This window comes from Pseudoduganella buxea (assembly GCF_009720835.1).
Classification (GTDB): domain Bacteria; phylum Pseudomonadota; class Gammaproteobacteria; order Burkholderiales; family Burkholderiaceae_D; genus Rugamonas; species Rugamonas buxea.
Window position 1 is genome coordinate 1 of sequence record NZ_WNKZ01000239.1, and the last position, 600, is coordinate 600.

Annotated in this window: 1 pseudogene; it reads left to right on the forward strand. The window is 74.2% G+C overall.

Features of this window, described 5'->3' with window-relative positions:
• Positions 1 to 600, forward strand: a pseudogene (locus GM672_RS28640) (AAA family ATPase); the annotation flags it as partial.

Sequence of the window (600 nt, forward strand, 5' to 3'; positions counted from 1 at the left end):
TCTAGCGCGCCGCGCCGCGCTGGAACGGCGCCGCACGGCCCTGCTGGACGGCGAACGGCTGTGGAGCGAACTGGCGGCGCAGACGGCACGCACCGCAGCGCTGGACGGCGATGCGGCGCGCCTGCGCGACACGCTGGCACAGGCACAGGCGAAACTGCTCGATGCGGAGCGCGAGCACGCCGTGCAGAAGGCCGGGCTGGCCCAGGCCGAACAGGCGCTGGCCGTGGCCGAGGCGGCCTGCGGCGACAGCGTGGAAGCCTTGCGCGACACCTTGCAGGACGACGTGCCCTGCCCCGTGTGCGGCAGCGCGGAGCATCCCTATCACGGCGACGGCAATGACAAGCTGCGCGCCATGCTGGCCCGCTTCCGCCAGGACGTGGCAAGCCGCCGCGAAGCGCTGGAACAATTGATCGCCCATGGGGCCACGCAGCGCGCGCTGGCCAATACCAGCACCGAGCGGTTGGCGCAGGTGGCCACGGAACGGGCCGCGCTGGCGGCGGCGATCGGGACGTTGACGGTGCGCTGGCAGGCCGCCCTGGCGGCCATCGCCGCAAGCGGCGCCGGTGCGCCGGCGGACGATCCCGCCCTCTGGCTGGCGCA